Source organism: Streptomyces sp. NPDC015144, from assembly GCF_043079735.1.
Classification (GTDB): Bacteria; Actinomycetota; Actinomycetes; order Streptomycetales; family Streptomycetaceae; genus Streptomyces.
On the sequence record NZ_JBIBUU010000010.1, the window covers coordinates 32,586 to 52,830 of the forward strand.

At 73.3% G+C, this 20,245-nt stretch carries 17 protein-coding genes; 9 read left to right on the forward strand and 8 right to left on the reverse strand.

All coding sequences use genetic code 11. From position 1 onward, the window contains the following. The first annotated feature begins 71 nt into the window (after window positions 1-71). From ACF08W_RS18570 to ACF08W_RS18585, 4 genes are all read left to right on the forward strand, one after another. Window positions 72-1,601 (forward strand): amino acid permease, encoded by a 1,530-nt coding sequence (locus tag ACF08W_RS18570; RefSeq protein ID WP_385213633.1) that lies wholly within the window; start codon window positions 72-74, stop codon window positions 1,599-1,601. Between the two features lie 180 nt (window positions 1,602-1,781). Next, entirely contained in the window at window positions 1,782-2,894 is a 1,113-nt protein-coding gene (locus ACF08W_RS18575) for a substrate-binding domain-containing protein (protein ID WP_392279861.1), read from the forward strand. A 170-nt stretch (window positions 2,895-3,064) separates the two neighbouring features. After that, the gene (locus tag ACF08W_RS18580; RefSeq protein WP_385213639.1) at window positions 3,065-4,105 is read left to right on the forward strand and encodes a hydroxyacid dehydrogenase; all 1,041 of its coding nucleotides are present in this window, start codon (window positions 3,065-3,067) and stop codon (window positions 4,103-4,105) included. Then, the gene (locus ACF08W_RS18585; RefSeq protein ID WP_392279862.1) at window positions 4,102-6,003 is read left to right on the forward strand and encodes a DUF2264 domain-containing protein; all 1,902 of its coding nucleotides are present in this window, start codon (window positions 4,102-4,104) and stop codon (window positions 6,001-6,003) included. The genes ACF08W_RS18580 and ACF08W_RS18585 overlap by 4 nt, the downstream gene beginning before the upstream one ends. A 52-nt stretch (window positions 6,004-6,055) precedes the next feature. Here the strand turns inward: ACF08W_RS18585 and ACF08W_RS18590 are convergent, their stop codons facing one another. The 6 genes from ACF08W_RS18590 to ACF08W_RS18615 all read right to left on the reverse strand — a co-directional run bounded on the left by ACF08W_RS18590 (window position 6,056) and on the right by ACF08W_RS18615 (window position 11,916). Continuing rightward, window positions 6,056-6,688, reverse strand: coding sequence for a lactate utilization protein C (locus ACF08W_RS18590; protein WP_385213644.1), 633 nt, complete (start codon window positions 6,686-6,688; stop codon window positions 6,056-6,058). Further along, window positions 6,685-8,226, reverse strand: a complete 1,542-nt coding sequence (locus ACF08W_RS18595) for a lactate utilization protein B (protein ID WP_392279863.1) — start codon at window positions 8,224-8,226, stop codon at window positions 6,685-6,687. The genes ACF08W_RS18590 and ACF08W_RS18595 overlap by 4 nt, the downstream gene beginning before the upstream one ends. Then, window positions 8,223-8,990 carry a (Fe-S)-binding protein gene (locus ACF08W_RS18600; RefSeq protein ID WP_352274417.1) on the reverse strand — a complete coding sequence of 256 codons (768 nt, stop codon included), beginning with the start codon at window positions 8,988-8,990 and terminating at the stop codon, window positions 8,223-8,225. Before ACF08W_RS18600 ends, ACF08W_RS18595 begins: the two co-directional genes overlap by 4 nt. Before the next feature lie 166 nt (window positions 8,991-9,156). After that, window positions 9,157-9,903, reverse strand: coding sequence for a FadR/GntR family transcriptional regulator (locus ACF08W_RS18605; RefSeq protein ID WP_392279864.1), 747 nt, complete (start codon window positions 9,901-9,903; stop codon window positions 9,157-9,159). A 115-nt stretch (window positions 9,904-10,018) separates the two neighbouring features. After that, window positions 10,019-11,068: a S66 peptidase family protein gene (locus ACF08W_RS18610; protein WP_352274415.1), complete on the reverse strand. Its 1,050-nt coding sequence runs from the start codon at window positions 11,066-11,068 to the stop codon at window positions 10,019-10,021. 68 nt (window positions 11,069-11,136) lie between these two features. Next, window positions 11,137-11,916: a crotonase/enoyl-CoA hydratase family protein gene (locus ACF08W_RS18615; RefSeq protein WP_385213655.1), complete on the reverse strand. Its 780-nt coding sequence runs from the start codon at window positions 11,914-11,916 to the stop codon at window positions 11,137-11,139. A gap of 92 nt (window positions 11,917-12,008) precedes the next feature. Here ACF08W_RS18615 and ACF08W_RS18620 point away from each other — a divergent pair, with 92 nt between their 5' ends. Both ACF08W_RS18620 and ACF08W_RS18625 read left to right on the forward strand, forming a co-directional pair. Next, window positions 12,009-12,911, forward strand: a complete 903-nt coding sequence (locus ACF08W_RS18620) for a DUF2510 domain-containing protein (RefSeq protein ID WP_385213658.1) — start codon at window positions 12,009-12,011, stop codon at window positions 12,909-12,911. An 87-nt stretch (window positions 12,912-12,998) separates the two neighbouring features. Continuing rightward, window positions 12,999-13,310, forward strand: a complete 312-nt coding sequence (locus ACF08W_RS18625; protein ID WP_352274412.1) for a hypothetical protein — start codon at window positions 12,999-13,001, stop codon at window positions 13,308-13,310. A gap of 66 nt (window positions 13,311-13,376) precedes the next feature. Here ACF08W_RS18625 and ACF08W_RS18630 read toward each other — a convergent pair whose 3' ends face one another. Then, a complete protein-coding gene (locus ACF08W_RS18630) occupies window positions 13,377-14,006 on the reverse strand; it encodes a class I SAM-dependent methyltransferase (RefSeq protein ID WP_352274411.1) in 630 nt (209 codons plus the stop codon). Window positions 14,007-14,490: 484 nt separating this feature from the next. On the opposite strand from ACF08W_RS18630, the gene fusA reads away from it, so the two are divergent. Beyond that, window positions 14,491-16,569 (forward strand): elongation factor G, encoded by a 2,079-nt coding sequence (gene fusA / locus ACF08W_RS18635; protein ID WP_392279865.1) that lies wholly within the window; start codon window positions 14,491-14,493, stop codon window positions 16,567-16,569. On the opposite strand, the gene ACF08W_RS18640 is transcribed toward fusA, so the two are convergent. Beyond that, window positions 16,536-17,060 (reverse strand): hypothetical protein, encoded by a 525-nt coding sequence (locus ACF08W_RS18640; RefSeq protein WP_392279866.1) that lies wholly within the window; start codon window positions 17,058-17,060, stop codon window positions 16,536-16,538. The two genes, fusA and ACF08W_RS18640, sit on opposite strands and share 34 nt — an antisense overlap. Window positions 17,061-17,451: 391 nt before the next feature. Between ACF08W_RS18640 and ACF08W_RS18645 the strand changes: the two genes are divergently transcribed. Both ACF08W_RS18645 and ACF08W_RS18650 read left to right on the forward strand, forming a co-directional pair. Continuing rightward, entirely contained in the window at window positions 17,452-18,819 is a 1,368-nt protein-coding gene (locus ACF08W_RS18645; RefSeq protein WP_392279867.1) for a GH1 family beta-glucosidase, read from the forward strand. A 14-nt stretch (window positions 18,820-18,833) separates the two neighbouring features. Continuing rightward, entirely contained in the window at window positions 18,834-20,087 is a 1,254-nt protein-coding gene (locus ACF08W_RS18650) for an MFS transporter (RefSeq protein ID WP_392279868.1), read from the forward strand. The last annotated feature ends 158 nt before the right edge of the window (window positions 20,088-20,245 follow it).

Below are 20,245 nucleotides of genomic sequence, written 5' to 3' on the forward strand. Positions count from 1 at the left end.
CCGCCCGGCCGCCCCGTACCCGTGACTTTTCCGCGTCCCCCGTTCCCGTACCGCTCATGGAGGTTTTCCCGATGTCCATATCCACCCCGGCCCGGTCGGGCGCGGAGCCCACACCGCCGAGGGACGAGGAGGAGCGGCTGCGCGAGCTGGGCTACCAGCCGGTGCTCGCCCGCCGGATGGGGGGCTTCGGCAACTTCGCCATCAGCTTCTCCGTCATCTCGATCCTGTCCGGCTGCATGACCCTCTACGGCTTCGGCATGTCGACCGGTGGTCCGGCCGTGATGCTCTGGGGCTGGGTCGGTGTCGGGCTCTTCGTGCTCTGCGTCGGCATGGCGCTCGCCGAGGTCACCAGCGCCTACCCGACCTCGGGCGCGCTGTACTACATGGCGGACCGGCTGGGCGGGCGCAAGTGGGGCTGGTACACCGGCTGGCTGAATCTGCTCGGTCTGCTGGGTGCGATCGCGGGCATCGACTACGGCGCCGCGCTGTTCACCGGCGCGTTCATGAACCTGCAGTGGGGGTTCACCCCCACCCCGGGGAAGACGATGGTCATCTTCCTCTGCATCCTGCTGCTGCACGCGACGCTGAACCTGTTCGGCGTCCGCCTGGTCAGTGTGCTGAACTCCATCAGCGTGTGGTGGCACCTGGCCGGCGTCGCGGTGATCGTCGTCGTGCTCGCGGTGGTGCCCTCGCACCACCAGTCGCCGTCGTTCGTCTTCACCGAGTTCGTCAATGACACGGGCTGGCAGAACCCGCTGTACGTGGCGGCGATCGGTCTGCTCCTCGCCCAGTACACCTTCTGCGGGTACGACGCCTCCGCCCACCTGTCGGAGGAGACGTCGAACGCCTCCGTGACGGCCGCCAAGGGCATCGTGCGGGCGATCTGGGTCTCCTGGATCGCCGGTTTCGTGCTGCTCGCCGGGCTCACCTTCGCCATCCAGGACTACGCGGGCACCCAGAACAGCCCCACCGGGGTCCCGCCGGCCCAGATCCTGATCGACGCGCTGGGCACCTCCGGGGCCACCGCGCTGCTGCTGATCGTGATCGCGGCACAGCTGTTCTGCGGAAACGCCGAGGTCGCCGCCGCGAGCCGGATGGTCTTCGCCTTCAGCCGCGACAACGCGCTGCCCGGTTCGGCGCTGTGGCGCAAGGTGAGCGCCAGCACCCAGACGCCGGTCAACGCGGTGTGGCTGTCGGTCGCCGTCGCCGCGGTGCTGGCTCTGCCGTCGCTGTACTCCGCCACCGCGTACGGCGCGGTCACCGCGATCAACGTCATCGGGATCACGCCCGCCTACGCGATCCCGATCTTCCTGAAGCTGCGTTCCGGCCACCGGTTCGAGCGCGGGCCCTGGCACCTGGGGCGGTGGAGCAAGCCGATCGGCTGGATCGCCGTGGTGTGGGTGGCCATCGTGACCGTGCTGTTCCTGCTGCCGCAGTCCTCCCCGGTGACGGTCGACTCGATGAACTACGCCTCGATCGCGCTGATCGCGGTGCTGGTGCTGGCCACCGTGTGGTGGTTCGTCGCCCGCCGCTCGTACAGCACGCCCTCGGCGTACGGGAACGCCCGCGAGCAGGCGGAGATCGAGGAGGGCATCGTCTGACCCGGGGGTCCGCCGTCGGGGCGCCGCGCCGTCCCGACCTCCCCCTGAGCTCTCTCCGGCCCTTCCGGCCCGGCGCCCCGACGGGCGGCGGGCCGGGAGGGCCGCTCGCTATGCTGCGGGCCGGACGCCACCGAAGCGTTCAAACGAACAGTGCGACGGTACGGCGAGGGGGCCAGCAGCATGCGGGAGCCGGTGGAACTGAGGCGGCGGCGGATCCTGTCCGTGGTGGAGTCGCGCGGCGCCGTCCGGATCGCCGTGCTCGCGGCCGAGCTGGACGTCTCGGTGGTCACGGTCCGGCGGGACGTCGAGGAGCTGGCCCGGTCCGGCCGGCTGCGCCGGGGGCACGGGGTGGCCCGCCCGGTCGGCGACCCGGTGGCGGCCGCGGCCGCCCCGGCACGCCGCGACGAGGAACCGTACCCGGACGCCGGGGCGGTCGCCCTGGTCGTACCGGAGCGGCACTCCTATCTGTACGAGACCCTGCACGGCGCCCGGTCCGCCCTGGAGGAGGCCGGGATACGGATCGCCCTGCACATCGCTCCCCCGTCACCCGGGGCCGAACGCCCCCTGGTGGAGCGGGCGTTGGCGGAGGGGGCGCGCGGGCTGCTGATCGCCCCGCGCTGGCCCGGCGCCCTCGCGGAGGAACGGGACCACGACTGGCTGGCCGAGGTGGGGGTGCCCACGGTGCTGATGGAGCGGCGCCCCCGGCCGGGCAGCAGGCTGCACGCCCTGGACTCCGTCTGTTCCGACCACTGGTACGGGACGCATCTGGCCGTGGAGCACCTGGTCGCGCTGGGGCACCGCCGGATCGTGCTGGCCGCCCGCGACGACAGCCCGACGGCGCGCAGCGTCCGCGCCGCGTTCGCCGAGATCGTCCGGGCCCGCCCGGAGGTGACGGACTGGACGGTGGTGCTGAGCTCGCCCGAGGCCGCGGCCGACGGCCGGGGCGACGCACCCGATCTCGCCGCGCTGCTGCGGGAACGGGGCGCCACGGCAGCGGTGCTGCACGGCGACGTGGACGCGTTGATGCTGGTCCAGCGGCTGGCGGAGAGCGGGATCGAGGTGCCCCGGGACTGCTCGGTGGTGGCGTACGACGACGGGGTCGCGGCGCTCGGGAGCCCGCCGCTGACGGCGGTGGCGCCGCCCAAGGCGGAGATCGGCCGGGCCGCGGCCGAGCTGTTGCTGCTCCGGTTGTCCCGGGCCGCCGGGGCGACCGGTCCGGTGCGCCGGACGGAGCTGCTGCCCGCCCTGGAGGTACGGGGGTCCACCCGGGCCGTGGAGCCCGCCACCGAATGATCGTTTGACCGCTTTATTTTCTCTTGATCGATCTATTGACCAGTTCCGGTCGGCCGATCAGGATTTCCCTGAGCCGTTCCAGCGGCCGAGGGAGGTGTACCCGCCCGGTCGGCGAAGCCGCCGAACCGTGCCCGGAGCCCCGGCCGTCCGCACCTCCCACCAGGAGAGAGATGCCCCACCCCGCAACCGGAACCCCGGCCGCCCGCCACCGGCCGCGCGCCGCCTTCGCCATGCGGCCCGCCGCCGCGGCCGCGCTGCTCGACGGACCGGCCCTGGCCGCGCTCGGCGCGGTGTGCGAGCCCGCACCGCTGCCGGTGCTCGACGACTTCACCACCGACCGGGCCCGTTCCGTCCTCGCCGAAACCGAGATCCTGATCACCGGCTGGGGCTGCCCGCCGATCGACGAGGAGGCCCTGGCCTCGGCACCCGGCCTGCGCGCGGTGGTCCACACCGCGGGCAGCGTCCGCGGCCACATCACCGAGGCGTGCTGGGAACGCGGCATCGAGGTCTCGTCGGCCGCCGCCGCCAACGCCCTGCCGGTCGCCGAGTACACCGTCGCGATGATCCTGCTCTCCGGCAAGCGCGTCCTGGAACGGTCCCACGACTACCGCACCCTGCGCCGCCGCGAGAACTGGCTGGAACTTCCCGGCCACATCGGCAACTACGGCCGCACCGTGGGCATCCTCTCCGCCTCGATGATCGGCCGCCGCGTCATCGAACTGCTGCGCCCCTACGACCTGCCGGTGCTGCTGCACGACCCGTACGTCTCCGAGGCGGAGGCCGCGGAGATGGGGGTCCGCCTCGTCGGGCCGGCCGAACTCTTCGGGCGGAGCGACGTGGTGAGCGTCCACACCCCGCTCCTGCCCGCCACCCGCGGGCTCGTCAGCCGGGAACTGCTCACCTCGATGCGCCCGGACGCCGTGCTCCTGAACACCGCGCGGGGCGCGGTCGTCGACCAGGACGCTCTTGTCGACGTACTCCGCGAAGGCCGTGTCCGGGCCGTCCTGGACGTCACCGACCCCGACGAACTGCCCGCCGCGCACCCGCTCTGGGAGTGCCCGGGCGCCCTGATCACCCCGCACCTCGCCGGTTCCCAGGGCAACGAGCTGCGGCGGCTGGTCGACCTGGCGGCCGCCGAGACCGGCCGCTGGGCCGCGGGCGACGGCTTCGCCCACCCCGTACGACGCGAAAGGCTGGCGTTTCTCGCATGACCGCCGCACACCCGACCTCCCCCATCGAACTCCCCGCCGAGGACCGGGTGTCGAGCCCGCACACCGGCTACACCCGGGCCCACTGGGAGGCCGCCGCCGACGGACTGCTGCGGGCCGCCTGGCAGTGGGCCACCCCGGGCGGCGCCCTGCTGGACCTGCCGGGCCGGCCGTCCTCGTCCGGGGTGCGCTCCGACGGCCTGGAGGGGTACGCGCGCACCTTCCTGGCCGCCGCGTTCCGGGTGGCGGGCGCGGAGGGCGGCGACCCGCACGGCTGGCTGGGCCGGTACGCGGACGGGCTGGCCGCCGGGACCCGTACCCCCGGCCGGGAGGACGCCGAGTCCTGGCCGCTCATCCGCGACCACGGCGTCTTCGGCCAGCCCATGGTCGAGTCCGCCTCGGTCGCCATCGGGCTGCGGCTGACCCGGCCGTGGCTCTGGGACCGGCTGGACGACGGGGTGCGGGACCGGACGGAGGCATGGCTGCGCGACGCGCTGCGCCACGTCCCCTCCCCCAACAACTGGTACCTGTTCCCGTACTCCGTGGCCGGGTTCCTGGAGTCCGTGGGCCGGGGCGACGCCCTGCCCGCGCGGGCCAGGGAACGCGCCCTGGAGCTGATGGAGGGCTGGTACCGGGGCGACGGCTGGTACGCGGACGGCGACGGCCGGGCCTTCGACCACTACAACGGCTGGGCGCTGCACCTGTATCCGGTGCTGGACGCGTACCTGTCGGGCGACGCGGAGCTGTCCGCGCGCTACGGGGACCGGCTGCGCGAACACCTGGCGGGCTTCTCGCTGACGTTCGGCGGCGACGGCGCGCCGATCCACTTCGGCCGCTCGCTGACCTACCGGTTCGCGGCCGCCTCCTCCGTCGCGCTGGGCGCCCTCACCGGGCACACCCCGCTCACGCCCGGTGTCTCGCGGCGGCTGGCCAGCGGTGCGCTGCGCTACTTCCTGGACCGGGGCGCGACGGGCACGGACGGACTGCTGAACCTGGGCTGGCACGGCCCGCACCAGGCCTCGTTGCAGAGCTACTCGGCGCCCGCGTCGCCGTACTGGGCGTCCAAGGCGTTCGTCGCGCTGCTCGCCCCGCAGGAGCATCCGCTGTGGACGGCGACCGAGGAACCCGCGCCGAGCGAGGGGCCCGACCGGGTCCTCGCCCTGCCCGCGCCGGGACTGCTCGTCCAGTCGACCGGCGCCGACGGGATCGTACGGCTGCACAACCACGGCAGCGACCACGTGCGCGTGCACGAGGGCGAGGGGCAGGTCCAGGACGACCCGCTGTACAGCCGCCAGTCGTACTCCACGGTGACCGGCCCCACGGCCGCGGGCAACGCCGCCGACAACCATCTGGCCGTGGTCGTCGCCGGGGCGCGCAGCGAGCGCCGGATCGTCCGGGCGCTGGGCGCCGGCGGGGGCGACGGCTGGGGCTGGGCCGCCTCCTGGCACCGTCCGGTCTTCACCTCGGGCTCGCCGATGGTGCCGGGGCTGCGGGTGGAGAGCGTCACGGTGGCGCGCGGCCGGTACGAGCTGCGGGTGCACCGGGTGAGCGGCGCCCCGGACGGGGCCCTGGTGGAGCAGACCGGCTGGGCGACCGGCCGCGACGACGGCCTCGTCTCCGCCCTGCACGGGCTGCACGGCTGGGAGTCCCACGACGCGGTCCGGGCCCCGCAGGGCACCGCGTACACACCCTGGGCGGTGGTGCCCCGGCTGTCGGCGCCCGCCGGGGGCACGGCCGTGCTGGTCGCGCTCGCCTCGCTGTCCGCGGAGGCCGACGCGGCGCCGCTCGACGGGGTCGTGAGCGGTGTGGTGGTGGACGGGGACACCGTGGAGGTGCGCTGGGCCGGGGACGGGGCGACCACCCGGATCGGCTTCGCGCCGGTGGCCGTCACGCACGGCTGAGCGCCGGGGTGCGCGGCGCGCGGGCGCCGCGCACCCCCTCTACGGCTCCGTCCTACGCGTCGGTCCGGACGACCACGGCGAGGGTGCGCGGTCCGTGCACCCCCTCCACCCGCTCCAGTTCGATGTCGGAGGTGGCCGAGGGTCCGCTGATCAGCGTCGTCGGCCGTTCCGGCACCAGCCGGGCGACCGCCTCCGGCACCCCCGCCTCGACGGCCGACAGGTCGACGACGCACACATGCAGGTCGGGGACGAGGGTCAGGGCCCGCCGCCCCTGGTCCGGCGAGCCGTCCAGGAAGATCGTGCCGGTCTCGGCGCAGCCGACGGCCGAGGCGGTGAGCACCCCGTCCAGTTCGTCGAGCCGGGGGGCCGGGATGTCGGCGGAGTCCCGCCGGACCTCCCCGTCGTACGCGTCGAGCCAGCCCGGGTCGAGACCGGCGGGCACCCCGATCCGCCGCGCCCCGCGCTCGGCCAGCACCTCGGCGACGACCTGGGCGGTGCGGTCGGCGGTGCAGGGGTGCACGGTGGCCCTGTAGTCGACGAGCCGGTCGGTGAAGAGGGCCAGGCGTTCGTCGTCGGGGAGGGTGCGGCCGGTGCGGTAGGCGCGCTCCACGGTGGTCCGCGGTGCGGGGGCGAGTGCGAGGGCGTCCTTGATCCGGCCCAGCACGGTGTCGCGAGCGGTCGTCACTTCCCCTCCTCCTCTTCCTTCTTCTTCCGGTACTCGGCCTCGGCGGCCCGCATCGTCGCGCCGCCCTCCGGTGACGCCAGCCAGGAACGGAAGGTCTCCTTCGGTGGCGCGGCGATGTCCCGGCTCTCGCTCCAGCCGTCGAACGGCGGGGGCAGATGGGAGATCCTGCCGTCCCGTCCGGCGATGACCCGCCCGATGCCGCCGCCCTTCTGCGCGGCCGTGAAGAGCTTCGGATGCTTCATGACGGTGGCCGCGGCCTTCATGGCCAGCTTCTCCGCCGTCGTGCCGGACTGCTCGGTGCTCTGGTGGCGGAGTTCGACCAGCAGCGACGGGATGTCGATCTTGACTGGGCAGGCGTCGAAGCAGGCGCCGCAGAGGCTGGAGGCGTACGGCAGCGAGCTGTTCGGGTCGTTCTTGGCCGCGTGCATCCCGGCGAGCTGCGGGGTGAGGACCGCGCCGATCGGTCCGGGGTAGGTCGATCCGTAGGCGTGGCCGCCGGCCCGCTCGTACACCGGGCAGACGTTGAGACAGGCCGAGCAGCGGATGCAGTTGAGCGCCTCGCGGCCGATCCGGTCGGCGAGCGCCGCGGTGCGTCCGTTGTCGAGCAGGACCAGATGGAAGTCCTGCGGCCCGTCGCCCGGGGTGACGCCGGTCCACATCGAGGTGTACGGGTTCATCCGCTCCCCGGTGGAGGAGCGCGGCAGCAGCTGGAGGAAGACCTCCAGGTCCTGGTAGCACGGCAGCACCTTCTCGATGCCCATGACGGTGATCAGGGTGTCGGGCAGGGTGAGGCACATCCGGCCGTTGCCCTCGGACTCCACGACGGCGAGGGTGCCGGTCTCGGCGATGCCGAAGTTGGCGCCGGAGACGGCCACCTTGGTCGTCATGAACTTCTCGCGCAGATAGGCGCGGGCGGTGGCGGCCAGATGGGCGGGCACGTTGTCCAGGCCCGGGTCGACGCCGGGGATCTCCTTGAGGAAGATCTGCCGGATCTCGTCGCGGTTGCGGTGGATCGCGGGGACCAGGATGTGCGAGGGCTTGTCGTGCGCGAGCTGGACGATGAGTTCGGCGAGGTCCGTCTCGTACGGGGTGATGCCGACCGATTCGAGGTGCTCGTTGAGGCCGGTCTCCTGGGTGGCCATCGACTTGACCTTGATGACCTCGCGGCTGCCGGTGGCCCGGACCAGCCGGGCGACGATCTCGTTGGCCTCGGCGCCGTCGCGGGCCCAGTGGACGGTGCCGCCGCGCTCGGTGACCTTCCGCTCCAGCTGTTCCAGCAGTTCGGGGAGCCGGTTCATGGTGTCGGTCTTGATGGCCGAACCCGCCGTGCGCAGCTCCTCCCAGTCGGGCAGCTCGGCGGTGACGTGGAGGCGTTTGGCGCGGATGGTGCGGGTGGCGCGGCCGAGGTTGCGGCGGAGCTGTTCGTTGCGCAGTTCGTCGTGGGCCGCCTTGGGGAACGACCGGTCGCCGCGGAGGTTGCCCGTTCCGTACGGGGAGCGGGGCGGAGTCGCGGGCATGCCGAGGAAGGTGCTGCTCATCGGACGGCCTCCGTGGGGACGTACGGCGAGGTACGGGTGGCGGCGAGGATCTGGGCGAGGTGGAGGGTGCGTGTGCCCGACCTGATCCGGGAGAGTCCGCCGCCGATGTGCATCAGGCACGAGGAGTCGCCCGCGGTGCAGACGTCGGCCTCGGTGGCGGAGATGTTGCGCATCTTGTCCTGGAGCATGGCGGTGGAGGTGTCGGCGTTCTTGACCGCGAAGGTGCCGCCGAAGCCGCAGCAGGAGTCGGCCTCCGGGAGCTCGACCAGATCGATCGAGTCGACGGCCCGGAGCAGCTTCAGCGGCTTGTCCCCGACCCGCAGCATCCGCAGCGAGTGACAGGTGGGGTGGTACGTCACCCGGTGCGGGAAGTACGCGCCGACGTCCTCGACGCCGAGCACGTCCACCAGCAGCTCCGACAGTTCGTACGTCTTGGCCTTGACGGTGGCGACGCCCGCGCGCAGCGCCGCGTCCCCGTACCGCTCGGCGACGATCTCGTGCTGGTGGCGGACCGATCCGGCGCACGATCCGGACGGCATGACGACGGCGTCGAACGAGGCGTCGCCGAACTGCTCGGCGAAGTTCCGCACCAGGGGTACGGGTTCGCGCTGGTAGCCGGTGTTGACATGCATCTGGCCGCAGCAGGTCTGCTCCGGCGGGAACACCACGTCGTGGCCCAGGCGGGCGAGCAGGACCGCGGTCGATTTCACCGCCTCGGGGAAGAGTGTGTCTCCCAGACAGGTGGCGAAGAGTCCGATGCGCAAGGGTCTCTCCGTTCGCTACGTCGATTTTATGGTCAGACCATACTAGCCTCGGTCCGGAAAACGAAGACGCGACGCCACCGACCTCGCAGCAGAAGTCATGCACCTGACAACAATGCGGTCACCGTCCGGCCCGAGCCGGCCCCCTCAGGAACCCGCTAGGAATCCGCTAGGAATCCGCTTCGTCCCGCCCCGGGCTCTCGTCGACCAGCGTGCCGTGGAGACTCCGGATATGCCGCTCGACCAGGTCGGCGGCGGCCGGGCCCCGGCCCGCGCCCAGCAGGCGCAGCAGTTCGGCGTGCTCGGCGTTGAGCGCGGCCGCCGTGGCCGGCCAGTCCTCCGCCGCCTCCAGCGCCCTCAGGATCAGCGGCCGCACCGATTCACGGACGGCGGAGGTGAGCGTGGAGGTCAGCTCGTTGCCGGAGCTGCGGGCGATGTGCACATGGAACCGGGTGTCCAGGTCGTTGAACTCCGCCACCGCCACACCCGGCTTCCCCATGGCCTCGACGAGTGCCCGCGCCTCGTCGAGATCCTGCGGGGAGGCGTGCCGGGCGGCGGCCTCGAAGCTGGACCGCTCCAGGACGACGCGCGCCTCCAGGACGTCCTCCAGGCTGTAGCTGCCCAGCGCGAAGTGGAGCCGGAGCAGCCGTCCGAGCGCGTCGTCCGGGTTGCGGACGATCCGCGCCCCGGCATCCGGCCCCCGGCCCGGCTGGGCGACGAGCACACCGATGGTCTCCAGCACCCGCAGCGCCTCGCGCAGCGCGGACCGGCTGACCCCGAGCACCGGCGCGAGCTCACGCTCGGGCGGCAGCCGGTCACCGGCCTTCAACTCACCGGCGAACACCCGCTCCTCGATGCTCTGGAGCACCAGCTCATGCGTACGGGACTGCCGTACGGGTTGCCACTCGACGGGCATCGCGCACCCCCTGCCTCGACCGGATCACCCGGTCGCCCTCGCCTCCGCCACCCGGTCTCCCACTATGTCACACACCCCATATGGTCGGACCAAAGACGGCGGCCGGGCCCGGCCGTCAGTAGGTGACGACGATGCGGCGCCCCACCCCGTCCACCTCGATCTGCCCGCCGTACGGGATGACCAGCTGCGGGTCGGTGTGGCCGAGGTCGACGTCGAGGACGGCCATGGTGTCCGGGGCGTACTCGGCCAGGGCGCGCAGGACCGCCTCGTGCTGCTCCGCGCGGTACCGCTTCCCTTCCTCGGCGTCCAGCGGCCGCTCGAACGACCAGTCCTTGGCGCGGCCCATGAGGAGGGCGGGGAACTGTGCGAGCAGACCGCGCTCCCCCATGTTGCGCAGGATCCGGTAGACCTCCACCGCCGGGGGCAGCTCCTCGCTCGTCTCCAGGAACAGCACCCGGCCCGCGTAGCTCTCCACCGGACCGATCTCCCGGTCGGCCATCAGCAGCCAGGACACGATCACCACTTCCCCGCCCCAGCTCGCCCCCTTCACCGTCCGGCCCTCGGCGTTGTGCCAGATCCAGCCGTCGCAGGGGCGCGTCTCGGGTTCGGACTCGAAGGTCTCCGGGTCCTCCCAGCGGCGGTCCGTCGTCTTGGTCTCCTTCGCCGGGGAGAGCTCGAAGGGACCGCTGGTGAAGAGTGCGGCCCGCAGGGCGTCGGTGGTCAGCGGGTGCATCGCGCCGGGGCGCCCGTACTCGCACATCACCGTCCCGCCGTGGTAGCCGACGATGCCCAGGCGGTCGAGGAGGACCAGCAGGTTGGTGTTGTCGCTGTACCCGAAGAAGGGCTTGGGGTTGGCGCGCAGCAACGCGCGGTCGAGGTGAGGCAGTACGGTGATCTGGTCGTCGCCGCCGATGCTGGAGATCACGGCCTTGATGTCCGGGTCGGCGAAGGCGGCGTGGATGTCGGCGGCTCTCTCCTGCGGGGTCGAGCCCATCTTCCGCGTCGTCGGATACTCGACGGGGACGAGCCCGAACTCCTCGCGGAGCCTGCGCAGTCCCAGCTCGTAGGGGCGGGGCAGGATGCCGGGGAGGCCGGAGGACGGGGAGATGACGGCGACACGGTCACCGGGGCGCGGCTTGGCCGGGTACGTACGGGTGATCGACATCCACCGATCCTAGGAGCCGGGCACGGGACCGTCGCGAGAATTTCCGCCCACCCGTGCCGCCCGGTCGCTCAGTCGTCGAACGAGCCGTGCCGGCCCGCCCCGTCGCCGAAGCGCTCGGCCCCGGCCAGCGTCTCGCCCGCGTTCAGCGGCACCGTCCCGTGCCGGAACTCCGCGGCCAGCGCCTCCTGTTCACCCAGTCCCCACTGCTCGTACACCGAGAGCCGGTCGTGGCGCAGGCACAGTTGAGGGAAGGCGGCGAGCTCCCGCGCCAGCCGCTCGGCCTCCGCACGTGCCTTGCCGGGCGGGACGATCCGGTTGGCGAGCCCCATGGCGTACGCCTCCGGGGCCGGGACCGGCCGCCCGGTGAGGATCATGTCCATGGCCCGGCTCTCCCCGATCAGCCTCGGCAGCCGTACCGTGCCGCCGTCCACCAGCGGCACGCCCCAGCGGCGGCAGAAGACCCCGAACACCGCGTCCTCCTCGGCCACCCGCAGATCGCACCAGAGCGCCAGCTCCAGGCCGCCCGCGACCGCGTGACCGGAGACGGCCGCGACGACCGGCTTGCCCAGCCGCATCCGGGTGGGCCCCATCGGCCCGTCGCCCCCGGCCCGCACCGTGTTGCCGCGCTCCGTGCCGATGCCCTTCAGGTCGGCGCCCGCGCAGAAGGTCCCGCCCTCGCCCCACAGCACGGCGACGGAGGCGTCCGGGTCGGCGTCGAACGCGCGGAAGGCATCGGCCAGGAGCTTCGCCGTCGGCCCGTCGACCGCGTTGCGCACCTCGGGCCGGTTCAGGATCACGGTGAGGACGGCGCCGTCGCGCTCGATCCGTACCGGCGGCTGTTCACCCATCGTTCGGTCTCCCCTGGGGACGGTACGGGCCGGCGGCGAGGACCGCCGGGCGGATTCATGAGATTCTCACGCAATCGCTCTACGGTGGGGGCGTGACCGAGACAAGCCCGCCCGGCTGGCATCCAGACCCCGGGTACACAGGAATTGGCCCCGTCCACGAACGCTGGTGGGACGGTACCCGGTGGACCGACCACCTCCGGGTGCCGCCCGCCGCGGCCCGGCGCCGCCGAACCCGTATCGCGCTGGGCGTCACCGCCGCCGTGGTGGCCCTCGCCGCCGTGGCGGGCGGCGTCCTCCTGCTGTCGGACACCTCGGACGGCCGGAACGACCGCGCGGACCGGACCCCGTCCACCGCGCCTTCGGACGGCCGCCACCGCGGACCGGACGGACAGGGCGGACAGGACGGTCGGGGCGGCGGCGAGAACCGGGGCGAGGAGAAGGGCCTGCCGCAGACCGAGGACGGTTACGCCACGGACCTGATGAGCGGGATCGGCCTGCCGGTGCCGGACGGCTGGCAGGGCACCTCCGGGGTCGGCGGCGCGGGCGTGACCACGGGCGAGTACCCCTGCCCCGGCAAGCCCTCCGAGCAGTGCGTGCGCGGCGGGGTGTTCTCCATGCCCGCGAAGTCGCTGAAGCTCGACACCACGACGGCGAAGGCCACCGCGCTCAAGGACATCACGGCCAATGCCTCGGAGTCGTACGGCGAGGAGATCTACGGCGGCATCACCTCGCACAAGGAGCTGAAGTCCGAGGCGGTCACCGTCGCCGGGGAGCAGGGCTATCTGGTGCGCTGGAAGGTGGTGACGAAGAACGGCGACGACGGGTACGTCCAGTCGCTGGCCTTCCCCTCGCCCCGCTCCAAGGAGCTGCTGATCGTGGTCCGGTCCGGTTTCGACATCAGCGCCGAGGCACCCGCGCTCTCCGTGATGGACGACATCACGAAGGGGATCAAGGCCGTCTCGGGCAGGGGCTCCGGCCCCGGCACCAACGCGTAGCGGAGCCCGGGTCTGAGTACCCGGGCGGTGCGGTCCTGAGTACCCGGCCCGATCCGCCGCGGCACGGTCGCCGGTCGAATGGGGGTCATGCTTCCCGACACACCGCCGCACGCCCGCATCCGCCACGTCACCTCGGCCGGCACCACGCTGGCGCTGTCCCTGGCCCCCGTGGTGATCGGTGTCCTGCTCGCCAAGAGCATGGCCATGGACCCGATGTCGCCGGTGAGCGCCCTGGTCACCCGGGGCGGCCAGGGCGTGCCGCTCTCGCCCGCGCAGTTGCGCGGCTGCGGCAGGCAGGCGCTGCGCGACTGGAGGACGCCGCTGACCGGGACTTCGGGGCGGTGGTGCTCCGCGGCCCGGCGCCCCCTCCGCCGGCGGCCCGCGTCGGCCGGGCGCTGAACGGCCGGTCCCGCCGGACGGAGGAAACCCTGAAGGGCCTGACGCCCGCCCCGCCCGGGGCCGGTGTCAGGCCCTTCGGCAGTGCAGGAACAGCTGGGGCTCGGCCGAGGCTCCTTCGTACTCCGGGGTGAAGATCGTGCTCTGCTCCCAGAGGACCGTGAAGCCGGCCCCGGTGACGAGCTCGGTGAACTCCTCCGGGCCGAAGCTCGTGGCCCGTACCCGCTGCCCCATGAAGACGACGTCGACGTCCTCGACGTCCAGCGGCACCGTGGCCACGACCAGGTGGCCGCCGGGCACCAGCAGCCGGGCGAGCTTCCGCAGCAGCCGGGACTGGTCCGCGCGCGCCATCTGGAGCAGCGAGAAGTACGCGCAGGCGGCGTCGAAGCTCTGCTCCTCCAGGGGCAGTCGGAGGATGTCGGCACAGGTGAAGGACGCACCGGGCACATTACGGGCCGCGAGTTCGACCATGACGGGTGACACATCGACCCCGTGCACCTCGTGACCGGCCTCGGACAGGACCTGGGCGGTGGGCCGCCCCGTGCCGCTGCCGACGTCCAGGACCCGGCCGTGCGGCGCGAGGTCGTCCAGCAGCCTTCGCAGCGAGGCGTGGTGGGCGGCCGACCGGCCGAACGCCCGCTCGTAGTCGGCGCCCAGCGCGTCGAACACCGTGGCGGCGGGGCCGCGTGCCTCGTCCATCGTTGTGGTTCCTTCCTCTTTCCCCTGCGGTCCCCCGGATCGTTCCACCATGGGCCGACGCATTCAACGCCCGTTCGACGGACTGGACATGGGCCGGACGTGAACCGGACACGAGTCGGGAAAATCGATTCCTCGCGGGCCTGGCGCCTCACTACACTCACCGCACATCGCCCGCCGCGACCGTGCCGCGGCGCGCACCGTGACCAGTGAGGGGAGACAGGCCGTGCGTCACCACACCACCGCCGTCGTCCCCCCGTCGCGGTACGAGGTGTTCCTGGTGTCTCGGTGCGCCCGGTGCGGGCCGCGCGGCCCGCTCCGGATCCCCTGACGGACACCCCGCCCTCCTCGCCGCCGCCCGCCGCCACGGCCGGGCCGCGGCCCGTCGGTGCCCCGCACCGGCGCGGGGTCCCGGCCCGATGACGGGCCGGTCCGTCCGGCAATCGCGCACCCTTCCGTTCCGGATCACTCCGAAAGGCCATGGGCCGTGCGTACCGAACTGCACCGTCGACCCACCAGTCCGCTCACCGCCGTCCGCAACCTGGGCATCCTCGCCCACGTCGACGCGGGCAAGACCACCGTCACCGAGCGGATCCTGTACCTCACCGGCGCCGTCCACAAACGGGGCGAGGTCCACGACGGCACGACCGTCACCGACTTCGACCCGCAGGAGCGCGACCGCGGGATCACCATCTTCGCGGCGGCGGTGAGCTGTTCCTGGGACGGGCACCGGATCAACCTGCTCGACACCCCGGGCCATGTGGACTTCTCCGACGAGGTGGAGCGTTCGCTGCGGGTGCTCGACGGGGCCGTCGCGGTGTTCGACGCCGTCGCGGGCGTCGAGCCGCAGAGCGAGTCGGTGTGGCGGCAGGCGGACCGGCACGGTGTGCCGAGGATCGCGTTCGTCAACAAGCTGGACCGTGCCGGGGCCGACCTCGACACCGCGGTCGCGTCGATCAGGGACCGGCTGCACACCGTTCCGCTCGCGGTCCAGCTGCCGATCGGGGCCGAGGACGGCTTCACCGGGGTGGTCGACCTGCTGCGCATGCGGGCGCTGGTCTGGGCCGACGGGGCCGACGGCTTCGAGGAGGGCGCGGTGCCGGAGGAGTTGCGTGCCGAGGCGTTGCGGCGCAGGAGGCTGCTGGACGAGGCGGTGGCGGAGCTCCATCCGGCGGCGCTGGAGGAGTTCTGCGCGGGGGCGTCGCTCTCCGAGAGGACGCTGCGGGGCGCGCTGCGCGATCTGACCCGTACCGGGGAGGCCGTGGTGGTGCTGTGCGGCTCGGCCTACCGCAACCGCGGGATCGAACCACTGCTGGAGGCGGTCGTGGCCTACCTGCCCTCGCCGCTGGACGTTCCGCCGGTGCGCGGCACGCTGGGCGACGCGGTGCAGGAGCGGGCCGCCGATCCGTCGGCACCGTTCGCGGCGCTGGTGTTCAAGGTCAACTCGACGGCCACGGGACGGCTGACGTTCCTGCGGGTCTACTCGGGCACGGTCCGGAAGGGGGACACGGTGCTGGACGCGGCGGTACGGCGCCACGAGCGCGTCGGGCGGATCCTGCGGGTGCAGGCGGGGCGGCACACGGACGTGGACACGGCGGTGGCCGGGGACATCGTCGCGGTGATCGGGCTCAAGGCGGCCCGCGCCGGGGCCACGCTCTGCGCGCCCTCGGCCCCGCTGGTGCTCGAACCGCCCTCCGCCGCCGCCCCGGTGGTCTCGGTGGCGGTCGAGGCGCGGCGGAGCACCGACACCGAACGGCTGGTGACGGCGCTGACGCGGATCGTCGAGGAGGACCCCTCGCTGACGGTCCGGACCGACCCCGAGACCGGTCAGACGGTGCTGTCGGGGATGGGAGAACTGCATCTGGAGGTCGCGGTGGAGAAGATCCGGCGCGCGCACGAGCTGGAGATCGGCGTCGGCCGGCCGCAGGTGGCGTACCGGGAGACGGTGGCCCGCGGGGTCTCGGGGCTGGTGTACCGGCATGTGAAGCAGGACGGCGGGGCGGGCCAGTTCGCCCATGTCGTCCTCGACGTCGAGCCGTTGGAGGCCGGGGACGGGGACGGCGGCGAGGCCGGTTTCGCGTTCCGGTCCACGGTCGTCGGCGGCCGGGTGCCGCAGGAGTACGTCCGGGCGGTGGAGGCGGGCTGCCGGGACGCGCTGGCCGAGGGCCCCCTCGGTGGGCATCCGGTGACCGGGGTGCGGGTCACACTGACCGACGGGGCGACCCACTCCAAGGACTCCTCGGAGATGGCGTTCCGCACGGCCGGCCGGTTCGCGCTCCGCGAGGCGCTGCGGGCGAGCGCGATGGTGCTGCTGGAGCCGGTGGCGGAGGTCACCGTGACGGTGCCCGACGACGCCGTGGGCGGGGTGCTCGGCGATCTGGCGGCCCGGCGCGGCCGGGTCTCCGGCCAGACCGCCCGTTCGGGTACGGCGGTGCTCACGGCGACCGTCCCGCTGGCGGAGCTGTTCGGCTACGCGACCCGGCTGCGCAGCCGGACCCAGGGGCGCGGCACCTTCACCTCCCGCCCCACCGGCTACGCCCCGGCCCCGGTGGCACCGGGCCCGTAGCCGACGGCCGGGCCGGTCCTTCCCGTACGCGGGCGGGACCGGCCCGGGCCGCCCCCGGGAACGTCGGGCTCGGGGGCGGGTGGTCCCCTCCCCGACGAACGGAACGCCCACCTGCGCTGTGCCGCGGCCTTCACCGACACCGGTGCCCCGGCACGCGCAGCGCCCATGGGCCACGCCCCATCCGCGTCCTGACCACGCCGGAGCCGGCCGCCCGGCTCTCCACCGCCCATGTGGACGGCGAGGACGGGCTGCCCGAGGGAGGCGGCGTACGCGAGGGTCCGCATGGCGGCGAGGTCGAGGGTGGCGACGGCGACCACCGACAGATGGCGGATCTCCTCGGGCTCACGGTCGGCCGGGGCCCGCGCCGTCCGGGCGGCCGGGGCCAGCGGGCCGGCGCCCGTGCGGGCGGGGAGTTCGGCGGCGTGGGGCCGCAGACGCAGGGTTTCCCGCGCGGCCGCGTAGTGGCGCTTGATCCCGGTGGTGACAAGCACACGACGAGCCTGGTACCGCGGTCCCGCCCGGTACGGGAACGACACCGCCGGACCGCCCGCGCCATGCCGCGTCCACCTCGCGGGTGACGGGCCACGTACCGGCCGAACCGCCGACAGCGGCCAACCACCAGCAGTGCCGGTGTCCCGCGTCCGCGCGGGCGCTCGCGCCGCTTCCCGGCCGCCCCGGCCCGGCCCACCGGAGGGCGTCCCGTCCCGGTCCTGCCGACCCATAGAACATGAACGCGCGTTCATGTTACGGTGCGGCCCACCTCGGGCGGCGTGCCCCGGCCACGGAACGCCGCCCCCGGGCCGCCGATCGGCGGAGTTCCGGAGCCATGCGCGGACGGCCGGATCCGGACGGCCCGCATCTCACCCATGAAGGCAGGCGCCAGTGACGACGAGTTCCACCGATGCCACCCGCTCCCCCCGGCTCCCGGCCGGCTTCGTCTGGGGTGCGTCGACCGCCGCGTACCAGATCGAGGGCGCGGCCGAGGCGGACGGAAAGGGGGCATCCATCTGGGACACCTTCGTGCGGCGCCCCGGGGCCGTGCGCGACGGTCACACCGGCGACATCGCCTGCGACCACCACCGCAGGTTCGAGGAGGACGTCGCGCTGATGCGCCGCCTCGGGCTCGACGCCTACCGGTTCTCCCTCTCCTGGACCCGGGTGCTGCCGGCCGGCGCGGGCCGGGTCGAGCCGCGCGGACTGGACTTCTACGACCGCCTGGTCGACTCCCTGCTCGACGCCGGGATCGAGCCCACGCCCACCCTGTTCCACTGGGACCTGCCGCAGGCCCTGGAGGACGGGGGCGGATGGCTGAACCGCGAGACCGCCCACCGGTTCGCCGAGTACGCGGCCGTGGTCGCCGAGCGGCTGGGCGACCGCGTCGCGCGGTGGATCACCCTGAACGAGCCCTTCGTCCACATGTCCTTCGGCTACGGCTTCGGCGTCCACGCCCCCGGCCACGCGCTGATGCTGGACGCGCTGCCCGTGGCGCACCACCAACTGCTCGGCCACGGCCTCGCGACCGCGGCGCTGCGGGCCGCCGTGCCGAACGCCCAGGTGCTGATCGCCAACAACTGCACCCCCGTCCGGCTGCGCCCCGACGCCCGGCGGGACGAGGACGTGGCGGCCGCCCACGCCTACGACGTGCTGCACAACCGTCTCTTCAACGACCCGATCCTGACCGGGAGTTATCCGGACCTCTCGGCCTACGGCATGACCGACGGCAGCTGGGGAGGCGTGGTGCGCGACGGCGACCTCGCCACGATCGCCGCTCCGCTGGACGGACTGGGCGTCAACTACTACAACCCCACCTGGGTGACCGCCCCCGCCGATCCCACCGCCGCACTCCCCTTCGACCTGGCCGAGCCCGCGGAGCCGTACGAGCGGACCGCGTTCGACTGGCCGGTGGTCCCGGACGGGCTGACGGAGCTGCTCACCGGCCTCCAGGACCGCTACGGCGACCGCCTTCCGCCGGTGTGGATCACCGAGAACGGCTGCTCCCAGCCGGCCGGACTGCACGACCGGGCGCGCATCGACTACCTCGCCGGGCACATCGCCGCGATCGCCCGCGCCGTCGACCTCGGGGTGGACGTACGCGGCTACTTCACCTGGTCGCTGCTCGACAACTTCGAGTGGGCCGAGGGCTACCACCAGCGCTTCGGCCTGGTCGAGGTCGACTTCGCCACCGGTCGCCGCACCCCCCGGGACAGCTTCGGGTGGTACCGCGACCTGATTGCCTCCCAGCGGTCCTGAGCGACGGAGTCGCCATGCCCCACGCCTCCGCGGCGGACGCCGCCGTCTTCGCCGAGCCCACCGCCCCGGTCAGGGCCGGCTGGACGGCGCACCTCTCGCTGGCCACGCTCGCCGTCTTCATGGCGTTCATGACGCCCATCCAGATCCTGCTGCCCCTTCAACTGGAGCACATCGACCCACAGGGCAAGAACGGCGCGCTCTCCCTGGTCACCGGCCTCGGTGCGCTCGTCGCCGTCGTGACCAACCCGCTCGCCGGGGCGTGGTCGGACCGCACCACCGGCCGGTTCGGCCGCCGCCGGCCCTGGATCCTCGGCGGCGGCCTCGCCGGGGCGGCGGGCCTGGCGTTCACCGCCGGCCAGCACACCGTGGCCGGGGTCGCCGTCGGCTGGTGCCTCGCGCAGGCGGGCCTGAACGCCATGCTGGCCGGGGTCACCACCCCGATCGCCGACCGCGTGCCGCTCGCGCAGCGCGCCCAGGTGTCCGGCTGGACCGGCCTCATGCAGTCCTTCGGCCTCGTCCTCGGTGCGCTGCTCACCACCCAGCTGATCACCGGCGTCCGCTCCGGCTACGGCATGCTCGCCGTACTCACCGTCGCGCTCGCCCTCCCCTTCGTACTGCGCCACTCCGAGCCTCCCCTGCCCCGGGAACTGCGCCCCCCGCTCGACGTGCGCACCTTCGTCCGCTCGCTGTGGGTGAGCCCCCGGAAACACCCGGACTTCGGCTGGGCCTGGCTCACCCGCTTCCTGATCAACCTCGGCAACGCCCTCGGCACCCTCTACCTGTTCTACTTCCTCGCCGACGCGGTCCACTACGGCGACCCCGGCACCGGGGTGCTGATCCTCACGGTGGTCTACACCCTCTGCGCGGCGCTCACGGCCGTCCCCGCCGGTGCCCTGTCCGACCGTGCCGGGCGCCGCAAGGTCTTCGTCGTCCTGTGCTCACTGGTCATGGCCGTGGCGGCGGTGGTGCTCGCCCTGTTCCACACCTGGCCCGCCGCCCTCGCCGCCGCGGCCGTCCTCGGTGCCGGCTACGGCGTCTACCTCGCCGTCGACCAGGCCCTGGTCACGCAGGTCCTGCCCGACGCCGCCGACCGCGCCAAGGACCTCGGCGTCATCAACATCGCCAACTCGGGACCGCAGGTCCTCGCACCCGCCCTCGCCGCACCCGTCATCGCCCACCTCGGCGGCTACACCGGCCTCTACACCGCCACCGCCCTCGTCACCCTCGTCGGCGGCCTCCTGGTCCACCGGATCCGCGGCGTGGCATGACGGCGGCCACGGGGCCGAGTCCCGGCACCCAGGCCGTCGACGCTCGACGGACCGACAACCCGCCTCCGCACAGCGCGAGTTCAAGAAAGATGAGAAATTCTCATCTTTCTTGAACCGGGCCATTGACTCCGTCGGCCGTGGTCACGATTCTGAACCCG

What these genes read in the sequence shown, in the direction of transcription:
- ACF08W_RS18650 (WP_392279868.1), top strand. Translation starts at nt 18,834, where the DNA reads ATGCCCCACGCCTCCGCGGCGGACGCCGCCGTCTTCGCCGAGCCCACC.
- ACF08W_RS18570 (WP_385213633.1), top strand. Translation starts at nt 72, where the DNA reads ATGTCCATATCCACCCCGGCCCGGTCGGGCGCGGAGCCCACACCGCCG.
- ACF08W_RS18630 (WP_352274411.1), bottom strand. Translation starts at nt 14,006, where the DNA reads ATGGACGAGGCACGCGGCCCCGCCGCCACGGTGTTCGACGCGCTGGGC.
- ACF08W_RS18610 (WP_352274415.1), bottom strand. Translation starts at nt 11,068, where the DNA reads ATGTCGATCACCCGTACGTACCCGGCCAAGCCGCGCCCCGGTGACCGT.
- ACF08W_RS18605 (WP_392279864.1), bottom strand. Translation starts at nt 9,903, where the DNA reads ATGCCCGTCGAGTGGCAACCCGTACGGCAGTCCCGTACGCATGAGCTG.
- ACF08W_RS18615 (WP_385213655.1), bottom strand. Translation starts at nt 11,916, where the DNA reads ATGGGTGAACAGCCGCCGGTACGGATCGAGCGCGACGGCGCCGTCCTC.
- ACF08W_RS18625 (WP_352274412.1), top strand. Translation starts at nt 12,999, where the DNA reads ATGCTTCCCGACACACCGCCGCACGCCCGCATCCGCCACGTCACCTCG.
- ACF08W_RS18580 (WP_385213639.1), top strand. Translation starts at nt 3,065, where the DNA reads ATGCCCCACCCCGCAACCGGAACCCCGGCCGCCCGCCACCGGCCGCGC.
- ACF08W_RS18595 (WP_392279863.1), bottom strand. Translation starts at nt 8,226, where the DNA reads ATGAGCAGCACCTTCCTCGGCATGCCCGCGACTCCGCCCCGCTCCCCG.
- ACF08W_RS18585 (WP_392279862.1), top strand. Translation starts at nt 4,102, where the DNA reads ATGACCGCCGCACACCCGACCTCCCCCATCGAACTCCCCGCCGAGGAC.
- ACF08W_RS18575 (WP_392279861.1), top strand. Translation starts at nt 1,782, where the DNA reads ATGCGGGAGCCGGTGGAACTGAGGCGGCGGCGGATCCTGTCCGTGGTG.